At 58.7% G+C, this 22,423-nt stretch carries 28 protein-coding genes; 15 read left to right on the top strand and 13 right to left on the bottom strand.

The features are described 5' to 3' along the window. Window positions 1-13 precede the first annotated feature (13 nt). The 10 genes from MKI83_RS14940 (at window position 14) to MKI83_RS14895 (ending at window position 8,541) form a co-directional block, all read left to right on the top strand. Window positions 14-790, top strand: coding sequence for an SURF1 family protein (locus tag MKI83_RS14940; protein WP_241587989.1), 777 nt, complete (start codon window positions 14-16; stop codon window positions 788-790). Next, window positions 765-1,337 carry a redox-active disulfide-containing membrane protein gene (locus MKI83_RS14935; RefSeq protein WP_241587988.1) on the top strand — a complete coding sequence of 191 codons (573 nt, stop codon included), beginning with the start codon at window positions 765-767 and terminating at the stop codon, window positions 1,335-1,337. The genes MKI83_RS14940 and MKI83_RS14935 overlap by 26 nt, the downstream gene beginning before the upstream one ends. A 10-nt stretch (window positions 1,338-1,347) precedes the next feature. Continuing rightward, complete coding sequence (locus tag MKI83_RS14930) at window positions 1,348-2,406, top strand: COX15/CtaA family protein (protein WP_370867406.1); 1,059 nt, start codon at window positions 1,348-1,350, stop codon at window positions 2,404-2,406. Between the two features lie 17 nt (window positions 2,407-2,423). Then, window positions 2,424-3,344, top strand: coding sequence for a heme o synthase (gene cyoE / locus MKI83_RS14925; protein ID WP_241587987.1), 921 nt, complete (start codon window positions 2,424-2,426; stop codon window positions 3,342-3,344). Beyond that, window positions 3,341-3,973 carry an SCO family protein gene (locus MKI83_RS14920; protein ID WP_241587986.1) on the top strand — a complete coding sequence of 211 codons (633 nt, stop codon included), beginning with the start codon at window positions 3,341-3,343 and terminating at the stop codon, window positions 3,971-3,973. The genes cyoE and MKI83_RS14920 overlap by 4 nt, the downstream gene beginning before the upstream one ends. Before the next feature lie 157 nt (window positions 3,974-4,130). Then, the gene (gene ftsY, locus MKI83_RS14915) at window positions 4,131-5,231 is read left to right on the top strand and encodes a signal recognition particle-docking protein FtsY (RefSeq protein ID WP_241587984.1); all 1,101 of its coding nucleotides are present in this window, start codon (window positions 4,131-4,133) and stop codon (window positions 5,229-5,231) included. Further along, window positions 5,232-5,900: a cell division ATP-binding protein FtsE gene (ftsE, locus tag MKI83_RS14910; RefSeq protein ID WP_241587983.1), complete on the top strand. Its 669-nt coding sequence runs from the start codon at window positions 5,232-5,234 to the stop codon at window positions 5,898-5,900. Beyond that, window positions 5,900-6,913: a permease-like cell division protein FtsX gene (ftsX, locus tag MKI83_RS14905; protein ID WP_241587982.1), complete on the top strand. Its 1,014-nt coding sequence runs from the start codon at window positions 5,900-5,902 to the stop codon at window positions 6,911-6,913. Before ftsE ends, ftsX begins: the two co-directional genes overlap by 1 nt. 116 nt (window positions 6,914-7,029) lie before the next feature. Next, the gene (rpoH, locus tag MKI83_RS14900) at window positions 7,030-7,884 is read left to right on the top strand and encodes an RNA polymerase sigma factor RpoH (protein ID WP_241587981.1); all 855 of its coding nucleotides are present in this window, start codon (window positions 7,030-7,032) and stop codon (window positions 7,882-7,884) included. Between the two features lie 63 nt (window positions 7,885-7,947). Beyond that, window positions 7,948-8,541, top strand: a complete 594-nt coding sequence (locus MKI83_RS14895; RefSeq protein ID WP_241587980.1) for a hypothetical protein — start codon at window positions 7,948-7,950, stop codon at window positions 8,539-8,541. Here the strand turns inward: MKI83_RS14895 and mtgA are convergent. Further along, entirely contained in the window at window positions 8,531-9,286 is a 756-nt protein-coding gene (mtgA, locus tag MKI83_RS14890; protein ID WP_241587979.1) for a monofunctional biosynthetic peptidoglycan transglycosylase, read from the bottom strand. The two genes, MKI83_RS14895 and mtgA, sit on opposite strands and share 11 nt — an antisense overlap. Window positions 9,287-9,360: 74 nt before the next feature. Here mtgA and MKI83_RS14885 point away from each other — a divergent pair, with 74 nt between their 5' ends. The 5 genes from MKI83_RS14885 (at window position 9,361) to MKI83_RS14865 (ending at window position 13,067) form a co-directional block, all read left to right on the top strand. After that, window positions 9,361-9,747, top strand: a complete 387-nt coding sequence (locus MKI83_RS14885; protein WP_241587978.1) for a DUF423 domain-containing protein — start codon at window positions 9,361-9,363, stop codon at window positions 9,745-9,747. 51 nt (window positions 9,748-9,798) lie between these two features. Next, window positions 9,799-9,999, top strand: a complete 201-nt coding sequence (gene thiS, locus MKI83_RS14880; RefSeq protein WP_241587977.1) for a sulfur carrier protein ThiS — start codon at window positions 9,799-9,801, stop codon at window positions 9,997-9,999. A gap of 13 nt (window positions 10,000-10,012) precedes the next feature. Next, entirely contained in the window at window positions 10,013-10,819 is an 807-nt protein-coding gene (locus tag MKI83_RS14875) for a thiazole synthase (RefSeq protein WP_241587976.1), read from the top strand. 7 nt (window positions 10,820-10,826) lie between these two features. Beyond that, window positions 10,827-11,552, top strand: coding sequence for a tRNA (guanosine(46)-N7)-methyltransferase TrmB (gene trmB / locus MKI83_RS14870; RefSeq protein ID WP_241587975.1), 726 nt, complete (start codon window positions 10,827-10,829; stop codon window positions 11,550-11,552). A gap of 165 nt (window positions 11,553-11,717) precedes the next feature. After that, window positions 11,718-13,067, top strand: coding sequence for a DUF1329 domain-containing protein (locus tag MKI83_RS14865; protein WP_241587972.1), 1,350 nt, complete (start codon window positions 11,718-11,720; stop codon window positions 13,065-13,067). A gap of 52 nt (window positions 13,068-13,119) precedes the next feature. Here MKI83_RS14865 and MKI83_RS14860 read toward each other — a convergent pair whose 3' ends face one another. From MKI83_RS14860 to MKI83_RS14805, 12 genes are all read right to left on the bottom strand, one after another. Continuing rightward, a complete protein-coding gene (locus tag MKI83_RS14860) occupies window positions 13,120-13,383 on the bottom strand; it encodes a hypothetical protein (protein WP_241587969.1) in 264 nt (87 codons plus the stop codon). Between the two features lie 81 nt (window positions 13,384-13,464). Then, a complete protein-coding gene (locus MKI83_RS14855) occupies window positions 13,465-13,788 on the bottom strand; it encodes a DUF3392 domain-containing protein (RefSeq protein WP_241587967.1) in 324 nt (107 codons plus the stop codon). 17 nt (window positions 13,789-13,805) lie between these two features. After that, window positions 13,806-14,972, bottom strand: a complete 1,167-nt coding sequence (gene hemW, locus MKI83_RS14850; RefSeq protein ID WP_241587965.1) for a radical SAM family heme chaperone HemW — start codon at window positions 14,970-14,972, stop codon at window positions 13,806-13,808. Continuing rightward, entirely contained in the window at window positions 14,969-15,562 is a 594-nt protein-coding gene (gene rdgB, locus MKI83_RS14845; protein ID WP_241587963.1) for an RdgB/HAM1 family non-canonical purine NTP pyrophosphatase, read from the bottom strand. Before rdgB ends, hemW begins: the two co-directional genes overlap by 4 nt. Beyond that, entirely contained in the window at window positions 15,559-15,990 is a 432-nt protein-coding gene (locus MKI83_RS14840; RefSeq protein ID WP_241587961.1) for a DUF4426 domain-containing protein, read from the bottom strand. The genes rdgB and MKI83_RS14840 overlap by 4 nt, the downstream gene beginning before the upstream one ends. Window positions 15,991-16,009: 19 nt before the next feature. After that, the gene (gene metW, locus MKI83_RS14835) at window positions 16,010-16,600 is read right to left on the bottom strand and encodes a methionine biosynthesis protein MetW (RefSeq protein ID WP_241587958.1); all 591 of its coding nucleotides are present in this window, start codon (window positions 16,598-16,600) and stop codon (window positions 16,010-16,012) included. 9 nt (window positions 16,601-16,609) lie between these two features. Next, complete coding sequence (gene metX / locus MKI83_RS14830; RefSeq protein ID WP_241587956.1) at window positions 16,610-17,749, bottom strand: homoserine O-succinyltransferase MetX; 1,140 nt, start codon at window positions 17,747-17,749, stop codon at window positions 16,610-16,612. 115 nt (window positions 17,750-17,864) lie between these two features. Beyond that, a complete protein-coding gene (locus MKI83_RS14825; protein WP_241587952.1) occupies window positions 17,865-19,835 on the bottom strand; it encodes a dynamin family protein in 1,971 nt (656 codons plus the stop codon). A gap of 117 nt (window positions 19,836-19,952) precedes the next feature. Then, on the bottom strand, window positions 19,953-20,249 hold the full coding sequence (locus MKI83_RS14820) for a DUF167 family protein (RefSeq protein WP_241587949.1): 297 nt from the start codon (window positions 20,247-20,249) through the stop codon (window positions 19,953-19,955). After that, complete coding sequence (locus MKI83_RS14815; RefSeq protein WP_241587946.1) at window positions 20,249-20,839, bottom strand: YggT family protein; 591 nt, start codon at window positions 20,837-20,839, stop codon at window positions 20,249-20,251. The genes MKI83_RS14820 and MKI83_RS14815 overlap by 1 nt, the downstream gene beginning before the upstream one ends. Before the next feature lie 24 nt (window positions 20,840-20,863). Then, entirely contained in the window at window positions 20,864-21,682 is an 819-nt protein-coding gene (gene proC / locus MKI83_RS14810; RefSeq protein ID WP_241587944.1) for a pyrroline-5-carboxylate reductase, read from the bottom strand. A 9-nt stretch (window positions 21,683-21,691) separates the two neighbouring features. Next, entirely contained in the window at window positions 21,692-22,381 is a 690-nt protein-coding gene (locus MKI83_RS14805) for a YggS family pyridoxal phosphate-dependent enzyme (protein ID WP_241587941.1), read from the bottom strand. Between the last annotated feature and the right edge of the window lie 42 nt (window positions 22,382-22,423).

The following is a 22,423-nucleotide window of genomic DNA, read 5'->3' as shown; positions in this document are numbered from 1 at the left end:
CGGGGGATGCAGGATGGACACAGGCAGCAGTATAGCCACGCCCGCACCGCGCGCCGTTCGTTCGGTGCGGCGCTTACGCTGGTGCTTGGGCGTGCTGCTGCCAGTGTTGTTGATTCCGCTCTTGATCAGTCTTGGTGTGTGGCAGCTAGAGCGCGCCGAGCATAAGCGCATGCTAGAAAGCACGTGGCAGGCGCGCAGCCAACTGCCAGCCCAAGCGCTGTATCAGCTGGAAAACCAGCAAGACCTTGCCTACCGCCGCGTGCAACTGCATGGCCGTTTTGATGCGGAACACACCTTGCTGCTGGATAACCGCGTGCGTGATGGCCACCCTGGGGTGGAGGTATTGCAGCCGTTTTACGACCAACAAAGTGGTCTGTGGGTGCTGATAAACCGCGGCTGGCAGCGTTGGCGTGATCGGCATGAACTCCCTCGCGTACACACCCCCGATGCGCCACTCAGTTTGACCGCTTGGGTCTACCAAAGCACCGAGCAGCCCTTGCAGTTGGGCACAGCTGAACAAGCGGGCTGGCCGCATGTAACGACGATCAGCGACCCTGCCGCACTGTGGGCGCAATTAGGTCGCGCGGGCTTTGCGTGGGAACTGCGCTTGTCGCCAGGCCCGGCGGCGCTGGATACCCGCTGGCCAACCATCAATATGAGTCCCGCGAAACATACCGCCTACGCTTGGCAATGGTTTGCCTTGGCGTTGGCGCTGCTGTGCTTGTCTGTCCATCAATGGATCAATTTGCGTCGAGGAGAGCGCCATGAACGCCACCACGCTACCGTCTAATCCGCCCCGTCTTTGGCGCGGCCGCTTACAACTGATTGCCTTGTTTGCCGTGGCCGTGTTGCCCATGGTGCTGGCAACCGCTATGTACTTTGGCCAGTTTTGGGTGCCGGGCTCGCGCAGCCATCATGGCGAAATGCTCACGCCAGGCTTAAGTCTGAGTGATTTGGGCTTGGTTAATCCCGCTGAAGGCGAGGGCCGTTGGCAACTGCTGATTACCGTGCCGCAGGCCTGCGATAGCGGCTGCGAGCGCTTGCTTTATGTCAGCAAGCAAATACATATCGGCTTAGGCCGCGAGGCCAATCGCGCCGAGCATCATGTATTGATTAAAGAGGTTAGCCCGCAGCAAATCAGCCAGTGGCAGGCCACCGATCCCAAGCTAAAAATCACCCAGCATGCGCTACCGAGCGACGGCCCGCAGGGTAATGCCAGTCAGCTGTGGCTGGTCGATCCGCACGGTAATTTAGTGCTGCGCTACGCCGCAGACACCGAGGGCAAGCCGATCCTCAATGACCTGCGGCATTTGCTGAAGTTGTCCAACATTGGTTAAGGGACGAGTGATGCGCAAACCTGGATTTAACTTGGCCTTAGCTGCCTGCGTTTTGGCTTTTGTGGTGGTGCTATTAGGTGCCTACACGCGCTTAACCCACGCTGGTTTGGGCTGTCCAGATTGGCCAGGCTGTTATGGCTTTATTGCGGTGCCACAAACTGATGCGCAACTGGCGCATGCCCAAGAGCACTTCCCCCATGCTCCGGTGGAGGAAGAAAAAGGCTGGAACGAAATGGTGCATCGCTATTTTGCGGGCACCCTCGGCGTGTTGATCTTGGCGCAAGCCATCGGGGCATGGCGGCGGCGCGACGAGCCGGATCAACCGGTCAAACTACCGCTGTTGTTATTGGGCGTGGTGGTCGTACAGGCTGCTTTTGGCATGTGGACGGTGACGTTAAAGCTATGGCCGCAGGTGGTCACTGCGCATTTGTTGGGCGGCTTTACCACGCTCTGTTTGCAAGCCTTGCTCACCCTGCGTTTGTCGCAGCGCTGGCCGGTTTTAAGCGCGCTGCAGTTACGTCGACGCTTGCGTACCTTGGCGGCTGTGGGCTTGTTTGCGGTGGTGTTGCAAGTGGCGCTGGGCGGCTGGGTCAGTAGCAATTACGCGGCGGTGGCGTGTGTTGATTTGCCCACGTGTCACGGCCAGTGGTGGCCGACGATGGATTTCGCCAATGGCTTTCATTTAACCCAGCACATCGGCCCTAACTACCTCGGTGGGCAGCTCGACAGCGACGCGCGCACGGCGATTCATATGAGTCATCGTTTAGGCGCGCTGCTGGTCAGCACGCTGCTATTGCTGCTGTCGATCAGCTTGTGGCGCGCGGGCTTGGTGCGTTTGGCGCAGGCACTGTTGTTGGCGCTGGCTTTGCAGGTCAGCCTCGGCTTAAGCAATGTTTGGTTTCATCTGCCGCTATGGGTGGCCGTGGCGCACAACGCCGGCGGTGCTTGGCTGACACTAACCTTGATGGCGATTAACTACCGCATCAGGTCAGCACCAAGCGCTCACCCTCGCGTCAGCCACGCGACTTGGTCGCCACTGGCGCAAGCTCAGTCGAACGCTCAAAAATAACAATAAGGAGAAGCAGCATGGCTACCGTACTCCCCACCGCTACGCAGACGATGAGTCGTCCCAAAGCACGTTGGCAGGACTACCTTGAGCTGACCAAGCCCAAGGTGGTGGTGTTGATGTTGATCACCTCATTGGTCGGCATGCTGCTAGCAACCGATGGCTGGGTTAGCTGGCAAGTATTGCTGTTGGGCAATGCCGGAATTGGCTTGTGCGCTGGCGCGGCAGCGGCGATTAATCATCTGGTCGATCGGCGTATCGATAGCCTGATGGCGCGTACCCACAAGCGCCCTGTGGCGCAGGGCCGGTTAGCGCCGTGGCAAGTGATAACGTTTGCGCTGGTGCTGACATTATTAGGCAGCGCTTTGCTGCTGGCCTTCACCAATGAGCTGACGCTGTGGCTGACCTTGGCATCTTTGCTCGGTTATGCGGCTATCTATACTGGCTTTCTCAAGCGCGCTACGCCGCAAAATATCGTCATCGGTGGTTTGGCCGGCGCTGCACCGCCGCTGCTCGGTTGGGTTGCGGTCACAGGGCAGGTCAGCGCTGAACCGTTACTGCTGGTGTTGATTATCTTCGCTTGGACGCCGCCACACTTCTGGGCCTTGGCGATCCACCGCAAAGCCGAATACGCCAAGGCAGATATCCCCATGCTGCCGGTCACCCACGGTGAGCGCTACACCAAGCTGCACATCGTGCTGTACAGCTTTATTTTGTTTGCCATTAGCCTGCTGCCGTTTGTGATCCACATGAGCGGGGTTATTTACCTGCTAGCCGCCGTGGCGCTGGGGGCTAAGTTCCTCGATGGGGCATGGTCACTGTGGTGTGACAATAAGCCGCACGCCGCCATTGGGCTGTTTAAGTACTCCATCAGTTATTTGTTTTTGCTGTTTATCGCCCTGCTGGTAGATCATTACTGGCAGGGGGTAATTCAACTATGACCAATGTGCAAAAAACGGTCGCCGTGCTGTTAGCGGTGATCGCCATGGTGCTGGGCTTAACCATTCAAAAAGTGCTGAGCGGCAGTGAAAAGGCCGATCTGCCGGCGCAATTAGATGCCGGGCTGGTAATGCTGCAAGAGGCGCGCGATCTGCCGGCGCTGACCTTTACCAGTAGTGAAGGACAAGCACAGGACGTGAGCCAGTTGCTGGGCCAGTGGCGTTTAGTGTTCTTGGGTTTCACCTTTTGCCCTGATATTTGCCCCACGGTTTTAGCGGAGTTGCGCCAGTTACAGCACCGTCTACCCGAGGCCGCCAAGGCGCGCGCACAAGTGGTACTGGTGAGCGTGGACCCAGCGCGTGACACGCCGGCGCAGCTGAAGCAATACCTCAGTTTTTTTGACCCAAGCTTCGTCGGCTTGGTCAGCGATATCGGGCAGACCCAAGCACTGGCCACTGTGCTCGGCATCCCGTTTATTCCGGCCGATACCACCCAGCCCAATTACACCGTCGATCACGGCGGTAATGTGGCCTTGATTGGCCCCGATGGCCGTTTGCGCGGCTTTATACGCACGCCGCTCAAGGTCGATCGCTTGCTTGAGGTATTGCCTGCGGTGCTACAGGGCGACTAATTGCCGGTCAGATTGCCGTAGACTTTTGTCCGCAAACATCACCATTGCAGGCACAAGCAGGTACTATGACAGCCAGTCATTGTGCGAGCGCCCAGACTCCTTGGCGCTCGAATTATTTTCAGCAGGTCAAACCTGCGCGCTAAGTACGAGTTAATTCATGTTGGGTGGCAAAAACGACAACAAACCGCAGGCCGGCGAAGAGCGCAAAGGCTTGTTTGGTTGGGGGCGTAAAAAAGACCAAGCTGCAACCCCAGCGGCTAGCGAAACCGCAGAGGCAGCCCCCGCTGCACCGGTGAAAGTCGAACAACCGGCGGCGCGGCCGAATGAAGACAAAAACAGCCTGTTCAATCGTCTAAAACAAGGGTTGTCCAAGACTGGCGCCACCTTGGGCGAAGGCATGGCGAGCATGTTTCTCGGTCGTCGAGTAATTGATGACGACCTGATGGACGAGGTGGAAACCCGCTTGCTGACCTCGGACGTCGGCGTCGAAGCGACCCGCGTGATCATGGAAAACCTGACTTGGAAGGTCGAGCGTAAAGACTTGACCGATGCCGATGGTTTATTCAAAGCGCTGCAAGATGAACTGTCCGCCTTGCTCAAGCCGGTTGAACAACCTTTGCAGATTGCCGGTGCCAGTCCGTACGTGATTTTGGTTGTCGGGGTGAACGGTGTGGGTAAAACCACCACCATCGGTAAGTTGGCCAAGCGCCTGCAGCAAGACGGCAAGAAAGTCATGCTAGCGGCGGGTGACACCTTCCGCGCCGCTGCGGTTGAGCAGTTGCAAGTGTGGGGCGAGCGTAATCAGATTCCGGTGATTGCCCAGCACACCGGCGCTGACTCAGCCTCGGTGATTTTTGATGCGGTGCAAGCGGCTAAGTCGCGCGGGTGTGATGTGTTGATTGCCGACACCGCCGGGCGCTTGCACAACAAAGACAACCTCATGGAAGAGTTAAAGAAAGTGAAGCGAGTGATGGGCAAGCTTGATGACAGCGCCCCGCACGAAGTACTGCTGGTGCTGGATGCCGGCACCGGGCAAAACGCGCTCAATCAAGCCAAACAGTTTAATCAGGCGGTGAGCCTCACCGGCCTTGCGCTAACCAAGCTCGATGGCACCGCCAAGGGCGGGGTGATCTTTGCCTTAGCGCAGCAAATGAAACTGCCGATTCGCTACATCGGTGTGGGTGAAGGTATCGATGATTTGCGCCCGTTTGTGGCCAGTGACTTTGTGCGTGCGCTGTTTAGCGGGGCGAACAAGTAAATGATTCGCTTCGAGCAGGTGGGCAAACGTTATCCCAATGGCCATACCGGCTTGGTGGACGTCAGCTTTCGTGTGCACCGTGGCGAGATGGTCTTTGTTACCGGGCACTCGGGAGCCGGCAAGAGCACCTTGCTCAAGTTAATCCTCGCGCTAGAAAAACCAAACGCCGGCAAAGTGTTACTGGCGGGGCAGGACGTGGGTGAGATCACGCACGCACAAACGCCTTTTTTGCGGCGGCAGATTGGCGTGGTGTTTCAAAATCATCGTCTCTTGCCGGACCGCTCGGTGTTCGCCAACGTGGCGCTGCCGTTGCAGATTTTGGGTATGACCAACGAGCAAATGACCAAACGCGTGCATGCCGCGCTGGATAAAGTGGGTCTACTGCGGAAGGAAAAGTGCTTGCCCCAGGACTTGTCCACCGGCGAACAGCAGCGTGTTGGCATCGCTCGTGCGGTGGTGCATAAACCGGCGTTGTTACTGGCCGATGAGCCGACCGGTAACCTTGATCCGCGCTTAGCCAGCGAAATCATGGGCTTGTTTGAAGACTTTCATCGCGCAGGCACTACCGTGCTGGTGGCCAGCCACGACTTGGCGTTGATTGCCCGCATGCGCCATCGCCTGCTGACCTTGCAGCGTGGGCGCATTATTGCCGATGGGGAGAGCGGTTGATGAGCGAACCCAAACAGCCCGATATCGCCAAGCCTGCGGCGGCGGCTCGCCCACCCGCGCGGGGCGCTAAGCGCGACAGCCTCGGCTGGCGCGAGCAGTGGCGCGCTTACGGGCGCAGTCATAAAGCCAGTTTGTTCGATAGCCTCGGGCGTCTGCGTGCGCAGCCGATCTCGACCTTGCTGACATGTTTGGTCATGGGGATCGCCTTGAGCCTGCCGATGGGCATGGGCTTACTGCTGGACAGCTTGGAAAAACTCGGCGGCTCATGGCAGCGCGCGGCGCAAATCAGCGTGTTTTTAGAGTTGCGTCTGCCCGAGCAACAAAGCGCAGAGCTGCATACGCGGATCAGTGGTTTGGCGCATGTTGCTGACGCGCAGTTGATTAGCCGCGAGCAAGCACTGGCTGAGTTTCAGGCGCAGTCAGGACTGGGTGAGGCGCTCAAAGAGCTGCCGGAAAATCCGCTGCCAGCGCTGATCGTGGTCACCCCGCAAGAGGTCGAGCGCGCCGCGTTAGAAGCGCTGCTCAGCGAGCTACAAGCCTTGCCCGGTGTCGAGCAGGCTCAGCTCGACTTGGGCTGGGTTGAGCGCTTAGCGGCCATGCTGCAATTAGGTCAGCGCTTCGTGTTTGGCATCGCCCTACTGCTGATTGCCGGTCTGCTGCTGGTGGTGGGCAACACCATTCGCTTGTCGATCGAAGGGCGACGCCAAGAGATTGAGGTGATCAAGCTGGTGGGCGGCACGGATGGCTACGTGCGACGGCCGTTTCTGTATATCGGCGTGCTGTATGGCGTCGGCGCCGGAGTGATCTCATGGGCCTTGCTAGCGCTAGGCTTGAGCTGGCTTAACGATGCCGTGGTGCGCTTGGCGGGCCTGTATCAAAGCGATTTTCAGCTGATTGGCGTGCCGCTCGAAGAGGGTTTTTTACTGCTGTTGGGCGCCATCTTGTTGGGCTATTGCGGTGCTTGGTTGGCCGTTGGTCGGCACCTCAGCGAGCTGGAAGCGCAGGTGCAGTAACTGTCTGAAAAGTAAAAGAAATATTTGGTAACAGGGTCGAGCTTGAACCTTGCTAGCGGTTTCTTGTCTGATTGGGCAGTGCTAAACTCGCTGCGCTATTGCACTGGAGGAGCTTTATGACCACCGCCTTACAACCTGTTTATAACTTAGTCCCGGGAGCCAATCTTGAGGCCTATGTATCGACCGTTAACAGCATTGCCTTGCTGTCTGCGGAGCAGGAGCGTGAGCTGGCTGATCGCCTCTATTACGAGCAAGACCTCGATGCCGCCCGCCAATTGGTGATGTCGCACCTGCGTTTTGTGGTGCACATTGCCCGCAGCTATTCAGGCTATGGCTTGGCCCAGTCTGACTTAGTGCAAGAAGGCAACGTCGGCCTGATGAAGGCGGTCAAGCGTTTCAATCCAGAGATGGGCGTGCGCTTGGTGTCCTTTGCTGTGCACTGGATCAAGGCGGAAATCCACGAGTTTATTTTGCGCAACTGGCGCATCGTCAAAGTCGCCACCACCAAAGCGCAGCGCAAGCTGTTCTTCAATCTGCGCCGCGCCAAGAAAGGTTTGGGCTGGTTGAACAACACCGAAGCCAGTGCCGTGGCGAGTGACTTGGGCGTTGAAGTGCGCGATGTGCGCGAGATGGAGTCGCGTCTGTCCGGCCACGACATGGCGTTCGATGCGCCGAGCGATGCCGATGACGACAGCGCTGCTTACGCCCCGGCGTATTACCTCGAAGACCACAGTGCGGATCCGGCCATGCAGCTGGAAGAAGCCGACTGGACGGATAACGCCAACAGTAACCTGCACGCGGCCCTAGAAGGCCTCGACGAGCGCAGTCGCGACATCCTGTATCAGCGCTGGTTGGCGGAAGAAAAATCCACCTTGCATGAGCTCGCCGCGCGCTACCAAGTGTCGGCCGAACGAATTCGACAACTGGAAAAGAACGCGCTGAATAAGCTCAAAGGCCAGTTAGTCGCTTAAGCGATCCCCGTAGCCGCACCTTAGGGTGCGGCTTTTGTTTGCCCTGAAGAAAATGAGCGTCTTATGTTTTTGCGGCCCAAGCACTACGCACTGATTGCCTTGCTCACGCTGGCGGGTTTCTTTTTCGGCGTGTGGTTATCGCAGTTCAAAGAAGAGCCGGATCTGGCGGGTTTGCAGTCGGTTGAAGCCCTGCTGCCAGATTTGGCGGCGCAGCGCCTGACGCTGGCGCAAGTGCGCGCAGTACTGCCGGGCGATTTGTGGGTGGAGGCGAGCTTAGAAGGCGCTGTGCTGACGTGGCATAGCGACTGGGAAGGCGATGGGCAGCGCTGGTCGCTGGTTGCCGAGCTGGCACTGCCTGTGAGTGAGCGGCAAAGCCTCGCCGCGGCCACGGGGGTTAAGCAGGGGCAGCCAGCGGAGCCATTAAGTGCGGCCTTGGCCGAGCAGTTGGGGGCGCATCCGGTGGCGGCGCTGAATGTGCGCTCTGAGTTTGAGCCTGACGTGAGCCAGTTGGTCGGCCACTTTGGTACCGCTAAGCTCAAATTGCCGCTGGGCGATGAAGAGGCATGGGTTTACCCCGCGCGAGGGCTGACGGCGCGCTTGCAGGGTGACAGCGTGCGTTTGCTGCGGTTTGTCGCACCGGCCGAGCTTAATCCTTAAGCCAGTCGGGTGCCCAGTGCGGCAAGTATGGCTGCCAGTTGAAGCGTGGCCGCTCGAGTTGATCGAGATAATGCCGTCCGCCGAGTTGCCGGCTTTGTTGGTGTATCCACAGGGCGCGCCGCGCCGTGGGTGCGCTGGGGCGAGCCGCCGAGCGCTCGCGCGGGTTTGGCAAAATAGCCGCCAGCAGATTGCTTTGTGGTGCCGAAAGGTACGGCGCGCCGATGCCAAAATGCGCTCGGGCGGCGGCCTCCGCGCCAAAGACACCGTTGCCCCACTCCACGGTATTCAAGTACAGCTCGAGAATCCGCGGCTTGGGCAGCAAGGTTTCTAGCAGCACGGTGAACCAAGCCTCCAGCGCTTTGCGCGGCCAGCTGCGACCAGACCACAGAAACAGGTTCTTCGCCAGCTGTTGGCTTAGCGTGCTGGCGCCGCGCACGCTGCCGCCTTGGGCGTTGTGTTGCACAGCAGCCGCAATCGCGTCGAGGTCAAAGCCCCAGTGCTGCTTAAAGCGCTGATCTTCACCGGCGATCACCGCTATTTTTAAGCTGTCGGGCAGTTCGTCTGCATCGCGCCATTGGCGTTGCAGGTGCAAGGATTGACCGGCTTGCTGCGCCTCAAGGCTGCGTTCCACCATCAATAGGCTGCCGGGTGGATCAATCCAGCGCAGGCTCAGGACCAGCGCCGCGCTGGCGAGCATCAAGAGCAACACGGTTTTGCTGAGTAAACGCAGTAGGCGACGGAACATGAACCTGCTTCGATCAGTGGCGAAAGAGCTGGCATTATAGCGGGCTTAATCAAGGTGTCTGTGGAGTGTCTGGCATGCAGCGGTGGGTCTTGCAGGTGGCGGCGATAGCGGGCTTCAGCGCGGTAGGCTTAGGCGCCTTTGCCGCACACGGGCTGAAAGCACAGCTCAGTGCGCGCCTGTTGGAGGTCTTTCAAACGGGGGTGCACTATCAAATGGTGCATGCGCTGGCGTTGCTCGCCGTGGGGCTGTTGGCAGGGCAAGGCGTTAGCCGCGCGCTGCGTGTCGCGGCGTGGCTGTTTGTCGTGGGCATGGTGCTGTTTAGCGGCAGTCTCTATGCGCTGAGCGTGAGCGGGTTGAGTGCGCTGGGCATGATCACGCCTTTGGGCGGGGTAGCGTTCTTGGCCGGTTGGGCGGCGCTGTTTTATCACGCCCGTGGCATTGGTCGCGGCCCTTTGGTCTAACTCGGCCTTCGGGCTAGAATGGGCGCCCTTTTCGTCAACCGGTCGTGCCCGATGCAGATCACCTTGAACGGTCAGCCCCATACGCTCGCGCAAGCGCTGAGCGTTGCTGAGTTGCTGACGCAACTGGCGTTGACAGGCAAGCGTGTGGCTGTCGAGCTCAATCAGGAAATCGTCCCGCGCAGTGCGCACGCTACCACCTTGCTTGCCGACGGCGATCAGGTGGAAGTGGTGCATGCCATTGGTGGCGGCTAACACAGGTGACTGTATGACTTCGGCTTCTTTAACCACACCTCCCGATGCTCCTTTAATCATTGCCGGCCGCAGCTTCGAGTCGCGTTTGCTGGTGGGTACGGGCAAATACAAGGACATGGCCGAAACGCAGGCCGCGATTGAGGCCTCTGGCGCTCAAATCGTCACGGTCGCCGTGCGTCGTACCAATATCGGACAAAATCCCGATGAGCCCAATCTGCTCGACGTGATTAGTCCCGAGAAGTACACCATTCTGCCCAACACCGCCGGTTGCTATAACGCGGAAGAAGCGGTGCGCACCTGCCGTTTGGCGCGGGAGCTGCTGGACGGCCACGATCTGGTCAAGCTGGAAGTCTTGGCTGATCAGAAGACCTTGTTCCCCAATGTGGTGGAAACCCTGAAAGCCGCCGAAGTGCTGATCAAAGACGGCTTCAAGGTGATGGTTTACACCAGTGATGATCCGATCATTGCACGCCAGTTAGCCGACATGGGCTGCGTGGCGGTGATGCCGCTGGCCGGCTTGATTGGCTCCGGCTTGGGCATCTGCAATCCGTATAACCTGCGCATTATTTTGGAAGAAGCGCAGGTGCCGGTGCTGGTGGACGCCGGCGTAGGTACGGCCTCTGACGCCACGATTGCGATGGAGTTGGGCTGTGCCGCCGTGTTAATGAACACCGCCATTGCCCATGCACAGCAGCCAGTGTTGATGGCTCAAGCCATGAAGCACGCGATCATTGCTGGTCGTCAGGCGTATTTGGCTGGCCGCATGCCGCGCAAGCTGTACGCGCAAGCTTCATCACCGCTGGATGGCCTGATTCGCTGAGAACCGTATGAACCAAGAACACGATAAGCCTGAGGCGAACACCCACGCGGCCGATGACAAGCCGCGCCGCAGCATCCGCAGTTTTGTGCTGCGCCAAGGCCGCATGACGCCTGGGCAAACCCGCGGCATTGAAGAAGGTTGGCCGCGCTTTGGCTTGACCGTGGCCGAGGGACGGCTTGATCTGCAGGCGTTGTTTGGCGACAAGCCGCTGACCTTCGAGATCGGCTTTGGCATGGGGCAGTCGCTACTGACCATGGCTAAAGCGGCACCTGAGCAGGCCTTTATTGGCGTGGAAGTGCATAAGCCGGGGGTGGGGGCTTTGCTGGCCAGCGCCCTGGCTGAGGGCGTGGACAATCTGCGGGTCTACAATGAAGACGCCATCGCCGTGTTGGAGCACTGCATTCCCGATGGCAGTCTGGAGCGCCTGATGTTGTTCTTCCCCGATCCGTGGCACAAAAGCCGTCACCACAAGCGGCGCATTGTGCAGCCGGCCTTTGCGGAGCTGGTGCGGCGTAAGCTCAAAGTCGGTGGCGTACTGCATATGGCGACTGATTGGCAACAATACGCCGAGCATATGTTAGAGGTGCTTAGCGCTGCCAAGGGCTACACTAATCAGGCGGCGGATGGCGCGTATATCGAGCGCCCAGCCGAGCGGCCGTTAACCAAGTTTGAAGCACGCGGTGAGCGACTAGGCCATGGCGTGTGGGATTTAAAGTTTACCCGCAGCGAATGATTCGTTCGGACAAGACCCGCACGGCATGACCCGTCATGTTGTAGCCGGCGCCAGGAAGGCCCTCACCTAAAACGCTAGACACCCGAGCCCGCCAAGAGAGTGACAAATAGCGCAAAAACAGCGCAACAAAGGGCCGCGGTGACCCGATAATCGAGGGAGATTGCAGTGTTAAAACGAGTGGTTTTTGCAGCGGCTAGCTTGACCCTAGCCTTGTCCGTACACGCTAAAGTCGATGAAGGCCAAGCCCAACGCTTAGGCCAAGATTTAACCCCGCTAGGTGGCGAGAAAGCCGGTAACGCCGATGGCTCGATTCCCGCTTGGGACGGCGGTATTGCGACGCCACCAGCCGGCTACAACGCTGGCGACCATCACCCCGATCCTTACGCAGCTGATGCGCCCTTGTTTGAAGTGGACGCCGCGGGCCTTGCCGCGCATGCCGCCCGCGTGCCGCTGGGTTTGCAGCAGCTGCTCAAAGACAATCCGCAGTACAAAATGCGCGTGTACCCGACGCGCCGCAGTGCCTCTGCGCCGCAGCGGATCTACGATGCGACGCGCTACAACGCGACCCAAGGCGAGCTGATCGCTAACGGCAATGGTGTGCAGGGCGTGGCGTCGGGTGTGCCGTTTCCGATCCCGCAAGATGGCCTTGAGGTGATTTGGAACCACATCATGCGCTATCGCGGCGAAAGTTTTGAGATGAATACCAATATGGCGGCGGTATTGCCAAACGGTGACTTCAACTTGCAGCGCCAAGAGCGTTTTGCTTACTTCTTCTATGGTCGTGAGGGGATGACTCCGGCTGACCTCGATAACACCTTGTTCTATTACAAGTACCGCATTACCGCGCCGGCGAAAATTGCGGGTAGCGCGTTGGTGGTGCAAGAGCCGATGGACCAGGTTCTCGCCATCCGTAAAGCCTGGCGCTATGACGTCGGCCAGCGCCGTGTGCGCCGCTTGCCCAAGCTGGCGTATGACTCGCTGCAACCGGACACCAACGGCATCGGCTTGGCCGACACCGTGGACGTCTATAACGGCGCGCCGGACAAGTACGAATGGACGCTGTTGGGTAAGCAGGAAATGCTCGTGCCCTACAACAGCTACAAGGTGCACCAAAAGGGTTTGAAGTACGACGATATCGTGCAGCGTAACCACGTTAATGACAGCCTGCTGCGTTATGAACTGCACCGCGTGTGGGTGGTTGAGGCTGCCTTGCGTGCGGGTCACAGCCATGTGCATGGCAAGCGTCGTTTCTATTTAGATGAAGACAGCTGGCAGATCTTGGCGGTTGATTTGTACGACGAAGACGGCCAAAAGCTGGTCGGTGCGCAAGAAGTGCACCCGATCAACTATTACGAAGTGCCGTTGGTGACCAGCACCTTGGAAGTCACCTACGACTTCAAGGGTCAGCGCTTCTTGGTTGACGGTTTGGATAACAACGAAAAGATGTACAACTTCAATGCAGACTTAACCCCGCGCGACTTCACCTCGTCGGCGTTGCGTCGCGAAGGCCGTTAAACCTTCTATGCATTAAAAAACCGAGCTTCGCGCTCGGTTTTTTAATGGCTGATTAATCCAGCATCTGCGCGCCTAGCAATGTGCCAGCCGGTAGATCAGCATGCGGCAGCGGGCACACTTGAATGTATTTGATGCTTTCGCGCGGTATCAGCAGTAAGTCGCCGTCGACTTCTAAGCTAAGAAACGGGGCGCTGAGGGCGGCCTGCATGCGGCGGCTAAGCTCGCTGGTGTCACCGTCCTGCTGCGGATAGCTGAGGGCTAGGCGTTGGCCATCGTTGAAGTACAGGTACAAGTGGCGAATCGGCTGGTCGATCATGGTGTTCACATCCCTTAAGCGGTGCGCCTAACCATAGCTCAGCGGATCAGTAGGCCGCGCCAAAAATAACGACTCTTTGTTTCAGCCGCGATCGGCCAGCACGCCAATCAAGAAGAACACCAGCAATAACACCGGCGCTAAGGTGTAGTTGTTGAAGTGCGCCAATGCCTGCGCCAGCCACGGGGTGAGAAAAATAATCGCCAAGCCGTAGCCGATGGCACACACCAAGACAAAGGCCAGCGTGCGCAGGATAAAGTTCCAGCTGCTGATGGCGCGGCGCACGCTGTCATTGATCGCGGGGCCAAACAGCACAAATAAGGTGGCCATGATCGCCAATGAGATGTCGTACAAATGGCCACGGCTCCAGCGCGAAAGCGTGGCGAGCAGGTCAAGCAGAAGGTCCACAAAAGCTCCTTAGTGCGTCAGTCTGGGAGAAAAGCTTGCAGCAGGTCATTGAGAAACATCTGCCCTTGCGCGCTGGCGCACAGGCGTTGCTCATCCTCAACCAGCAGGCCGCGTTGGCGCAAGGTGTTAAGGGTGACTTGCAGCGTATCCAGCGTTTGTCCGCAGCGGGCGGCGTACAGCGCGCTGGGCACGCCTTGGGTCAGGCGCAGCGCATTCATCATGAATTCGAACGCTAACTCGTCAGCGCTGATGACTTGCTTGCCGGCGCAGAAAGGCTTGCTGGCGGTCAAATAGTCTTTCGGTGTGCGGGTTTTCCAGCGTCGCTGGATCTGCCAAGTACCGTCGGCGTGGATGTGGCTGAGTTTGCCGTGAGCACCGGCGCCAATGCCAATAAAGTCGCCGAACTGCCAATAGTTGAGGTTATGCCGCGCCTCGCGCTGCGGTTGCGCGTAGGCGGAGGTTTCGTATTGCTGATAACCGTGCTGCGCGAGCAGGGCCTGACCGTGCTCTTGGATATCCCACAAGGTTTCGTCTTCGGGCAGGCGCGGCGGCTTGCTCCAGTATTCGGTGTTGGGCTCGATGGTGAGCTGATACCACGACAGGTGGGTCGGCTTAAGGTCGATGGCTTGGGCTAAGTCGGCCAAGGCTTCATCCAGCGTTTGTCCCGGCAGGCCATGCATCAGATCGAGGTTGAAATTATCAAAGCCTGCTGCGCGCGCTTGGCTGGCGGCGCTAAGCGCTTCGTCGCGGCCATGGATGCGGCCTAAGGCCTGCAGCTGGGCTGGGGCAAAGCTTTGAATGCCAAGTGAGAGTCGATTGATCCCCAGCTCACGGTAAGCGGCGAACTTGGCCTGCTCAAAGGTGCCGGGATTGGCTTCGAGGGTGATTTCACAGTCGGGGGACAACTCGATCAGCTCGCGTACGCCGCTAAATAAGCGTTGGTATGCCGCCGCGCTGAACAGGCTCGGCGTGCCACCGCCGATGAATATCGAGCGGATGGGGCGGCCGTGGGCGGCGGGCAGCTCTTCGCGCAAGTCGGCCAGCAGCGCCTCCACATACGCTTGCTCGGGCAGCTGCTCGCCGGCCGCGTGCGAATTAAAGTCGCAGTACGGACACTTGCGCACACACCACGGCACATGGATGTACAAAGCCAGCGGCGGCAAGCCGCTGAAGAGTGCGCTCATACGCCGAGCTGTTGTTTCAGTTGCGCCATGGCGCGGGCGCGATGGCTCAACTGGTTTTTTTGTTCAGGGCTGAGCTCGGCGCTGGCGCATTGCTGCTGCTCAAGCCAGAACAGCGGGTCATAGCCAAAACCATTGCTGCCGCGCACCTCGCGCAGGATGCGGCCGCGCCATTGGCCAACGCACACCAACGGTACCGGGTCGCTGGCGTGCTGCACCAAGGCCAGCGCGCAAATGAACTGCGCGCCGCGCTCGGCGTCTGGGGTGTCGCGCAGTGCTTCAAGCAGTTTGGCGTTGTTAGCCGCATCGCCGCCATCACCGGCATAGCGTGCCGAGTAAATGCCGGGCGCACCGCCTAAGGCATCCACCGCCAATCCGGAATCATCGGCCAGCGCTGGCAGGCCAGAGACTTGCGCCGCATGGCGTGCCTTGATCAGGGCGTTTTCGATAAACGACAGACCGGTTTCTTCGGGCGCGTGATCGCTGAACTCGCTGATCGAGCGCACGCGGATATGCTCACCGAGCATGGCTTGTAGTTCGCGTAATTTGCCGGCGTTATGGCTGGCTAATACCAGTTCTTTGAGAGTGTTCATTCGGCGGCAAAGAACTCTTGGGTAAAGGTGAACTGTTGCACGGCATCATCCCCGATACCTTGTACACGCACGGTGAAACTCAAGGTCTCACGCTTATCAAAAGTGAACTGGGCAAGGTAATACAGGGCTTCACCTTCGCGGATTTCTTTGAAGGTTAATGGCTGCACTTGGCTCAGTAGGTTCTTTACTTCGCCACTGATGATCCCAGCCACCGGCTTGGCCTCTTTTTGTACGGCGATATTGAGTACACCGGTTTGCTTGCCACGGACTAGGCCGCTGGCGGCGGCAATCTCAGGCTGTAAAAAGGTCGAATTAAATGCGCTGTAATGCACCTTCAAATCGCCCAATTGCTTGGCTTGCTCGGCGCTGGCGCCTAGGGCTAACAGGCTGATGCTGGCGGCGCAGAGTAACTGAAGTAAGGCTTTCATGGTGTGATCCTCCGTAGGCTTACCGCGTGACGCGGTAAATACCAATCTCACCTAATAGATTAGGCCAAAGGCTGGTCAGCATGCTGTCGCGGTGCAGGCGGTCGACGGCCAGGCGGTCGAGAATGGTGAGCTGGGATTTGTGGCACAGCGCCTCGAAGTCGCGAAAGGTGCAGAAGTGGATGTTGGGCGTGTTGTACCAGGTGTACGGCAGAAAGTCGGACACCGGCATGCGGCCTTTGCTGGCCAAGTACCAGCGGCAGCGCCAGTGGCCAAAGTTTGGGAAGGTGATGATGCAGGTTTTACCCACGCGCAGCATTTCGGCCAGCACTTTGTCGGGGTACTTCAAGGCTTGCAGTGACTGGGTCATCACCACGACATCAAAGCTGCCGGTGGCCAGATTGGTTAGGCCTAAGTCGAGGTTTTGCTCGATCACATTGAGGCCCTTGCTGACGCAGGTGGCAATGTTGTCGGGGTCGATTTCCAGCCCGTAGCCTTGCACGCCTTTGTGCTGCGTGAGGTAGTCGAGCAGCTCGCCGCTGCCGCAGCCTAAGTCGAGCACTCGGCTGCCTTGAGGGATCCAGTCCTGAATAATGTCGAGATCAGCGCGCATGGTCATCCCTTAGCAGTCGATACGGTTGAGGTAGCCGCGCAGGGCGGTGAAGTAGCGCTCAATCGGCAGCAGGAAGGCATCGTGGCCTTGTGGGGCGTCCACTTCGAGGTAGCTGACACTTTTACGCGCCTCAAGCAGCGCATCGACGATCTCACGCGAGCGCTCGGGGGAAAAACGCCAATCGGTGGTGAACGACACCACCAAGAAGTTTGCTTGGGCTTGCGCCATCGCGAGGCTTAAGTCGTCATTAAACGCGGCGGCAGGGTCGAAGTAGTCGAGCGCCTTGGTCATGAGCACATAAGTATTGGCGTCAAAGCGGCCGGAAAACTCTTCGCCTTGATAACGCAGATAGCTTTCGACTTGAAATTCGACGCTGTGAAAGTCGTAGTTGAGGTGATCGGTTTTTAGCTCGCGACCAAACTTGCTGCCCATCGCCGCGTCAGACAAATAAGTGATGTGGCCGACCATGCGCGCCAGCATCAAGCCGCGCTTCGGCACCACGTTGTGCGCATAAAACTGGCCGCCGTGGTATTCGGGGTCGGACAAAATCGCCTGTCGTGCGACTTCGTTGAAGGCGATATTTTGTGCCGATAGCTTGGGCGCTGAAGCGATCACCACCGCATTGCGCACGCGCTCAGGGTAGGTGATGCTCCATTGCAGCGCTTGCATGCCGCCTAGGCTGCCGCCGATCACCGCCGCCCAGACCTTGATGTTGAGCAGGTCCGCCAGTCGCGCTTGGCTGTGCACCCAGTCCACCACATTCAACACCGGAAACTCACCGCCGTAGGGCTTGCCGGTGGCAGGGTTAGTGCTGGCAGGGCCAGTAGAGCCGTTGCAGCCGCCGAGGTTGTTGAGGCTGACGACAAAGAACTTGTTGGTATCGATCGGTTTGCCGGGGCCGATGGCGTTGTCCCACCAGCCGGGCTTGCGCTCATCGAGGCTGTTATAGCCGGCGGCATGGTGATGACCGGAGAGGGCGTGACAAATCAGCACCGCATTGCTGCGTGTGGCATTGAGCTGGCCGTAGGTTTCGTAGACCAGATCGTACTGGTCTAACTGACGACCGCAGGCCAAGGCCAGCGGCTGGTCAAAATGCACGGTTTGCGGGCTGACAAGGCCCACGCAATCTGCAGGCAGCGATGAGGACATCGGGGCGTGGCTCCGGACAAACAAAGCCGAGAGTCTAAAGCAAAAGGGCGGGTATTCCGAGGTGGAAACCCGCCCTTGTTATTGCCGGCTAAGCGTCAGTGGCGGCGAGTGCGCCCTAAGCGCGTGCCTGGCCTGAGGCGATGTTGACCACCTTGCCCTTGCGTTGCCAAGGCGCCGGCTGGCGCAGCTGGCGCTGAATATCGCTGGCAATGCCCAGTTGCTCGTTGAGCAGGCCTAGGTAGCGTTTTAATTGCGTGCTGCGCTGCTGGGTTTGCTGGGCTTGTTGGCTGAGTCGCTTGAGTTGCAGCAGGTGCCCTTCGAGCAGTTGCTTGTGCTCCAGGTTGTGTTGCAGCAAGGGCGTTAACGCCTCGTGGGCCCACAAGTCGACTTCGCTGCGCAGGGTGCTGTGCAGCTGCAAGACCTCATGCGCCAAGGTGTTAATGAAGCGGCGCGTCACCGTGTGTTGCTCGGTGAGCAGGGTTTTTAATTGCAGACGAAAACGGTCCGCTTGGGTGCGGATTTGCCGCAGCTGCCGCAGGCTGCGCGCGACGCATAGTTCGGGCGCGTCTTCGGCGGTCAGTGGGTTTTCATCGTTGTGGCGTTTGTAGATGGCGGCGACCATTTTGTTGGCTAAGCCGGCTTCATGCTGCAGGTTGTGCAGGTCGGTCTCGACACTGTTGAAAAAATGCAAGATGGCTTGGTTGATGCCAAAGGTGGTCCAGCTGGTATTGAGGTTGCGACGCACCTTGTTCAGGTGTTGCTTGATGTCGGTTTGTTGCAGCGAGGCTTGCAGTAAGTCGCCCTGACGCTTGATCAGGCGCTGATTGGTTTTCAGCGACAGCAAGCGACGATGGTGTTGGCCGTGCTCATCTTTGGCTTTGGCGGTCAGCTCAAACAACAAGGCGCCGGTGTCTTGCTTGTTGTCATTTAAGCGAGCCATCTGTTGGTCCAGCTGCTCAACGCGACGTTGCAGCGCGAGTTGGCTGTTTTGCGCCAGCCGCAGCACTTGGCTGACCACGCGATCCTGCAGCAGTTGCTCTTTTTGCGCGACGATGCGCTCGCACAGCAGGTCTTCCAGCGCGGTGATTTTACTGCGGGTTAGCAGGGCTTGGTCGTTCCGGACTTTGGCCAGCAATGACTGCTTGGCGGACAGCGGCATCACGCAGTGTTGCTCTAGCTTGAGCTGGCGCGCGGTGGCTTGTTGCACCAAGCGGATGGCGTTGTCGACAAAGACTTCGCCGGCAAGGTCATCCCACAGCACGTCAATCTTATTCAGTACGGCAAACAGGGTGCTTTGCCCTTCATCAAAGAGTGGCCGTAGGTGCTGCTCCCACACTTGCATGTCGCTGGCGGTGACGCCGGTGTCGGCGCTGAGCATAAAGAACACCGCCTGCGCGGCCGGCAACATCGACAGGGTTAGCTCGGGCTCGCTGCCAAGCGCGTTGAGGCCGGGGGTATCCAAAATCCGCAAACCGCGGCGCAGCAACGGGTGATCTAGGCTGACCAGCGCATGGCGCCAAGCGGGCACTTGTACGTGCCCGGGCTTGTCGGCGGGTTCGAGCATGTCAGGGTCAAAGCCTAGGGCAATGGCTTGCTCGGCGGGCAGGCATTTGGTGCGTGCAACTTGGGCAAACGCCTCGGCCATGTTGTCAGGGTTGTCCATGTCCAGCGGCATGTTCACCCAGTGCCGAGGAATGCGCTTGAACTGGGCAATGTTGGCCTCGGTCATGCGTGTTTCTATCGGCAGCAAGCGGATGTAAGGGTGTTCGTTTTGCTGGTCGTAGAAGATTTCCGTCGGGCACATGGTGGTGCGTCCTGCCTGCGAGGGCAGCATGCGTTGACCAAAGTCGGCGAAAAATAGGCTGTTAATTAATTCGGTTTTGCCGCGCGAGTACTCACCGACAAAGGCCAGCGTGAGCTGGTCTTGACGCAGCGTGTGCAAGGCATGGTCAAGCTTGGCCTCGATTTCTGGGCTGTTCAGGCGGTTGTGTTCCAACCAGCTGCGGTAACGGGTGATCTGCCGGCCAATGTCGCGCTTCCAGCCAAGATAATCATCCACGTGTTGACCGAGACGCTCCATGCTCATCGGGGGCTTTCCTCTCTGCAAAGGTGGCAGACAAATTTTGACGTCAATACCTTGTTTATGGCGCTTGACCCGTGTTTGGTCAATCACCCGCTTGTGTGATCTGCGACTTGTGGCACATCAAAGTGACTGGTCGGTCGTTTTCAATACTTCCGGCAGGGCTTTGGGGGCGTGAATGCGCACACGCTTTTGCCGCGACTGCTGACCGCTGATCAAGCTAACGCAGCTTTTACTGACGGCAAATTGCTTGGCCAAGAATTTCACCAACAAGGTATTGGCTTGACCGTCGACTGGCGGTGCCGTGAGGCGGATTTTAATGCGGCCATCGTGCCAGCCGCAAAACTCATCACGGCTGGCGCGTGGCTGTAAGTGGCAATCCAAGATGAGGTCATCGCCATCCCAGTTCAGTGTGGGCATTACATGAACGGGGCGAGTTGCGTGGGCATGGCGGTACTCATGGCGATATTGCCCAGGACAAAGCGATCAAACAGATGGATCGCCATAATGGCGAAAATCGGTGAAATATCCAGCCCGCCAAGGTTGGGCATCAGTTTGCGGAAGGGGGCCAGCAATGGCTCGCAAATCTGATTAATTAGTTGCGCGGCGGGGTTGTGGCTGCCGGGAGCAACCCACGACAGGATCACGCTGCCCATGAGGGCAAAGAAAAACACTTTAAGCATCAGCGAAGCGACGGCGATCAGTGACCACACCAGTAGCTGCAGAATCACGCCGCCGACACCGTAGCCCAAGAGCGTTAGGGTGATGACCATCAGCAGCAATTGCAGCGCAATCGCCAGCACCAGCGAGGACAGATCTAGCCCGGCGATACCGGGAATCACGCGGCGCAGGGGCTTCAGTAATGGCTGGGTGGCTTTCACCGTGAATTGGCTGAGCGGGTTGTAGAAGTCCGCGCGGACCAATTGCAGGATAAACCGCAGCAGCACCACGAACAGGTACAAGCTGCCTAGGGTTTGAATGATGTAGACCAAGGCTTCAGCAAAACCCATGGGTAACTCCTTTGCGTTAAAACGTTATTCGCCCAGTTCACTGGCCATGCTGGCCGCGCGGGCGGCGCAGTTGTTCATCGCTTGCTCGACTAAGTCGCGCAGGCCACCTTGCTCAAAGGTCAAAATGGCTTGTTCGGTGGTGCCGCCGGGCGAGGTTACGCGACGGCGCAGTTCAGCGGCGTCAACCTCGGCGTGCACCGCCATGTCGGCTGCACCGAGGGCAGTATAGAGCGCGAGCTTTTCGGCGTCGGCACGCGGCAGGCCTAATTTTTCCCCGCTGTTGGTCATCGCCTCCATTAATAAGAAGAAATACGCCGGACCGCTGCCCGAGACGGCGATGACTGCGTCGATCAAGGCTTCTTGTTCAAGCCATAAAGTAATGCCCACGGCGCTGAGCAAACGTTCGGCCAGCGTTTTTTGCTCGGCGCTAGCGCGTGCAGTGGCGTACAGGCCGCTCACGCCTTGGCGGCGCAGCGACGGGGTGTTGGGCATGCAGCGCACAAGCGCGACGTCACCCAGCCAGCGCTCCAGGCTGGCGCAGTTGATACCGGCGGCCACGGACACGATCAGCTGGCCAGGCTTAAGGCTGGGCGCCAAAGCTTGGCAAACGCTCTTCATGATTTGCGGCTTAACCGCCAGTACCACGACATCGGCATTGGCGACGATCTCGGCATTATTAGCACTGGTGGTGATGGCAAAGGCTTGCTCTAAGCGCTCGCGCGTTGCCTGTCCGGGGTCGCCGGCGCTGATCTGTGCGGCGCTAAAACCTTCGGCCAATAGCCCGCCAATCAAGCTGCTGGCCATGTTGCCGCCGCCGATAAAGGCGATGTTGGGAGTGCTCATGAGGAATCCTTATGCTTTAGAGGAGTAGTCGCGCGCGCCAAACAGCGCGGTGCCGATGCGCACCCATGTGGCGCCTTCGGCAATGGCGACCGGTAAGTCTTGGCTCATGCCCATGGACAGGGTGTCGAGGCCAAGGTTCAGGCTGTCTTGTAGTTCGCGCACCGCGGCAAAGCGCTGGTGGAGCAACGCGAGGTCGTCGCTCGGCTCTGGGATCGCCATCAAACCGCGTAAGCGCAGATTGGGCAGTTGGCTAACTGCCTGCGCCAGTGCGGGCAATTCAGCCGCGCTACAGCCGGATTTGCTGGCTTCGCCACTGACGTTAACTTGTAGGCAGATATTCAACGGCGGCAGATGTGCTGGGCGTTGAGCGCTGAGGCGCTGAGCGATCTTTAAGCGATCCACCGAGTGCACCCAAGCAAAATGCTCGGCAATCGGTCGAGTTTTGTTGGATTGGATCGGGCCAATGAAGTGCCAGGTGATGGCCAAGTCGGCGAGTTCAACTTGCTTATCCAGCGCTTCTTGCAGGTAGTTTTCGCCAAAATCGCGCTGTGCACAGGCAAACGCCTCGCGCACGGCGCCGGCCGGTTTGGTTTTGCTCACGGCCAGTAGCTGCACCTGCTCAGGCGGCCTGCCAGAGGCTTGCGCTGCCTCACGGATCTGCTGGCGTACGTTTGCAATATTGTCTGCTATGGTGGACATTATCGGCATTCCACTTTTTGTCCCGCTGCTGCCGCAAAGCCG

Source organism: Atopomonas sediminilitoris, assembly GCF_022601735.1.
Lineage (GTDB): Bacteria > Pseudomonadota > Gammaproteobacteria > Pseudomonadales > Pseudomonadaceae > Atopomonas > Atopomonas sediminilitoris.
Note: the sequence above shows the minus strand (reverse complement) of the source record. Positions and strands in the feature narration are given on the sequence as shown.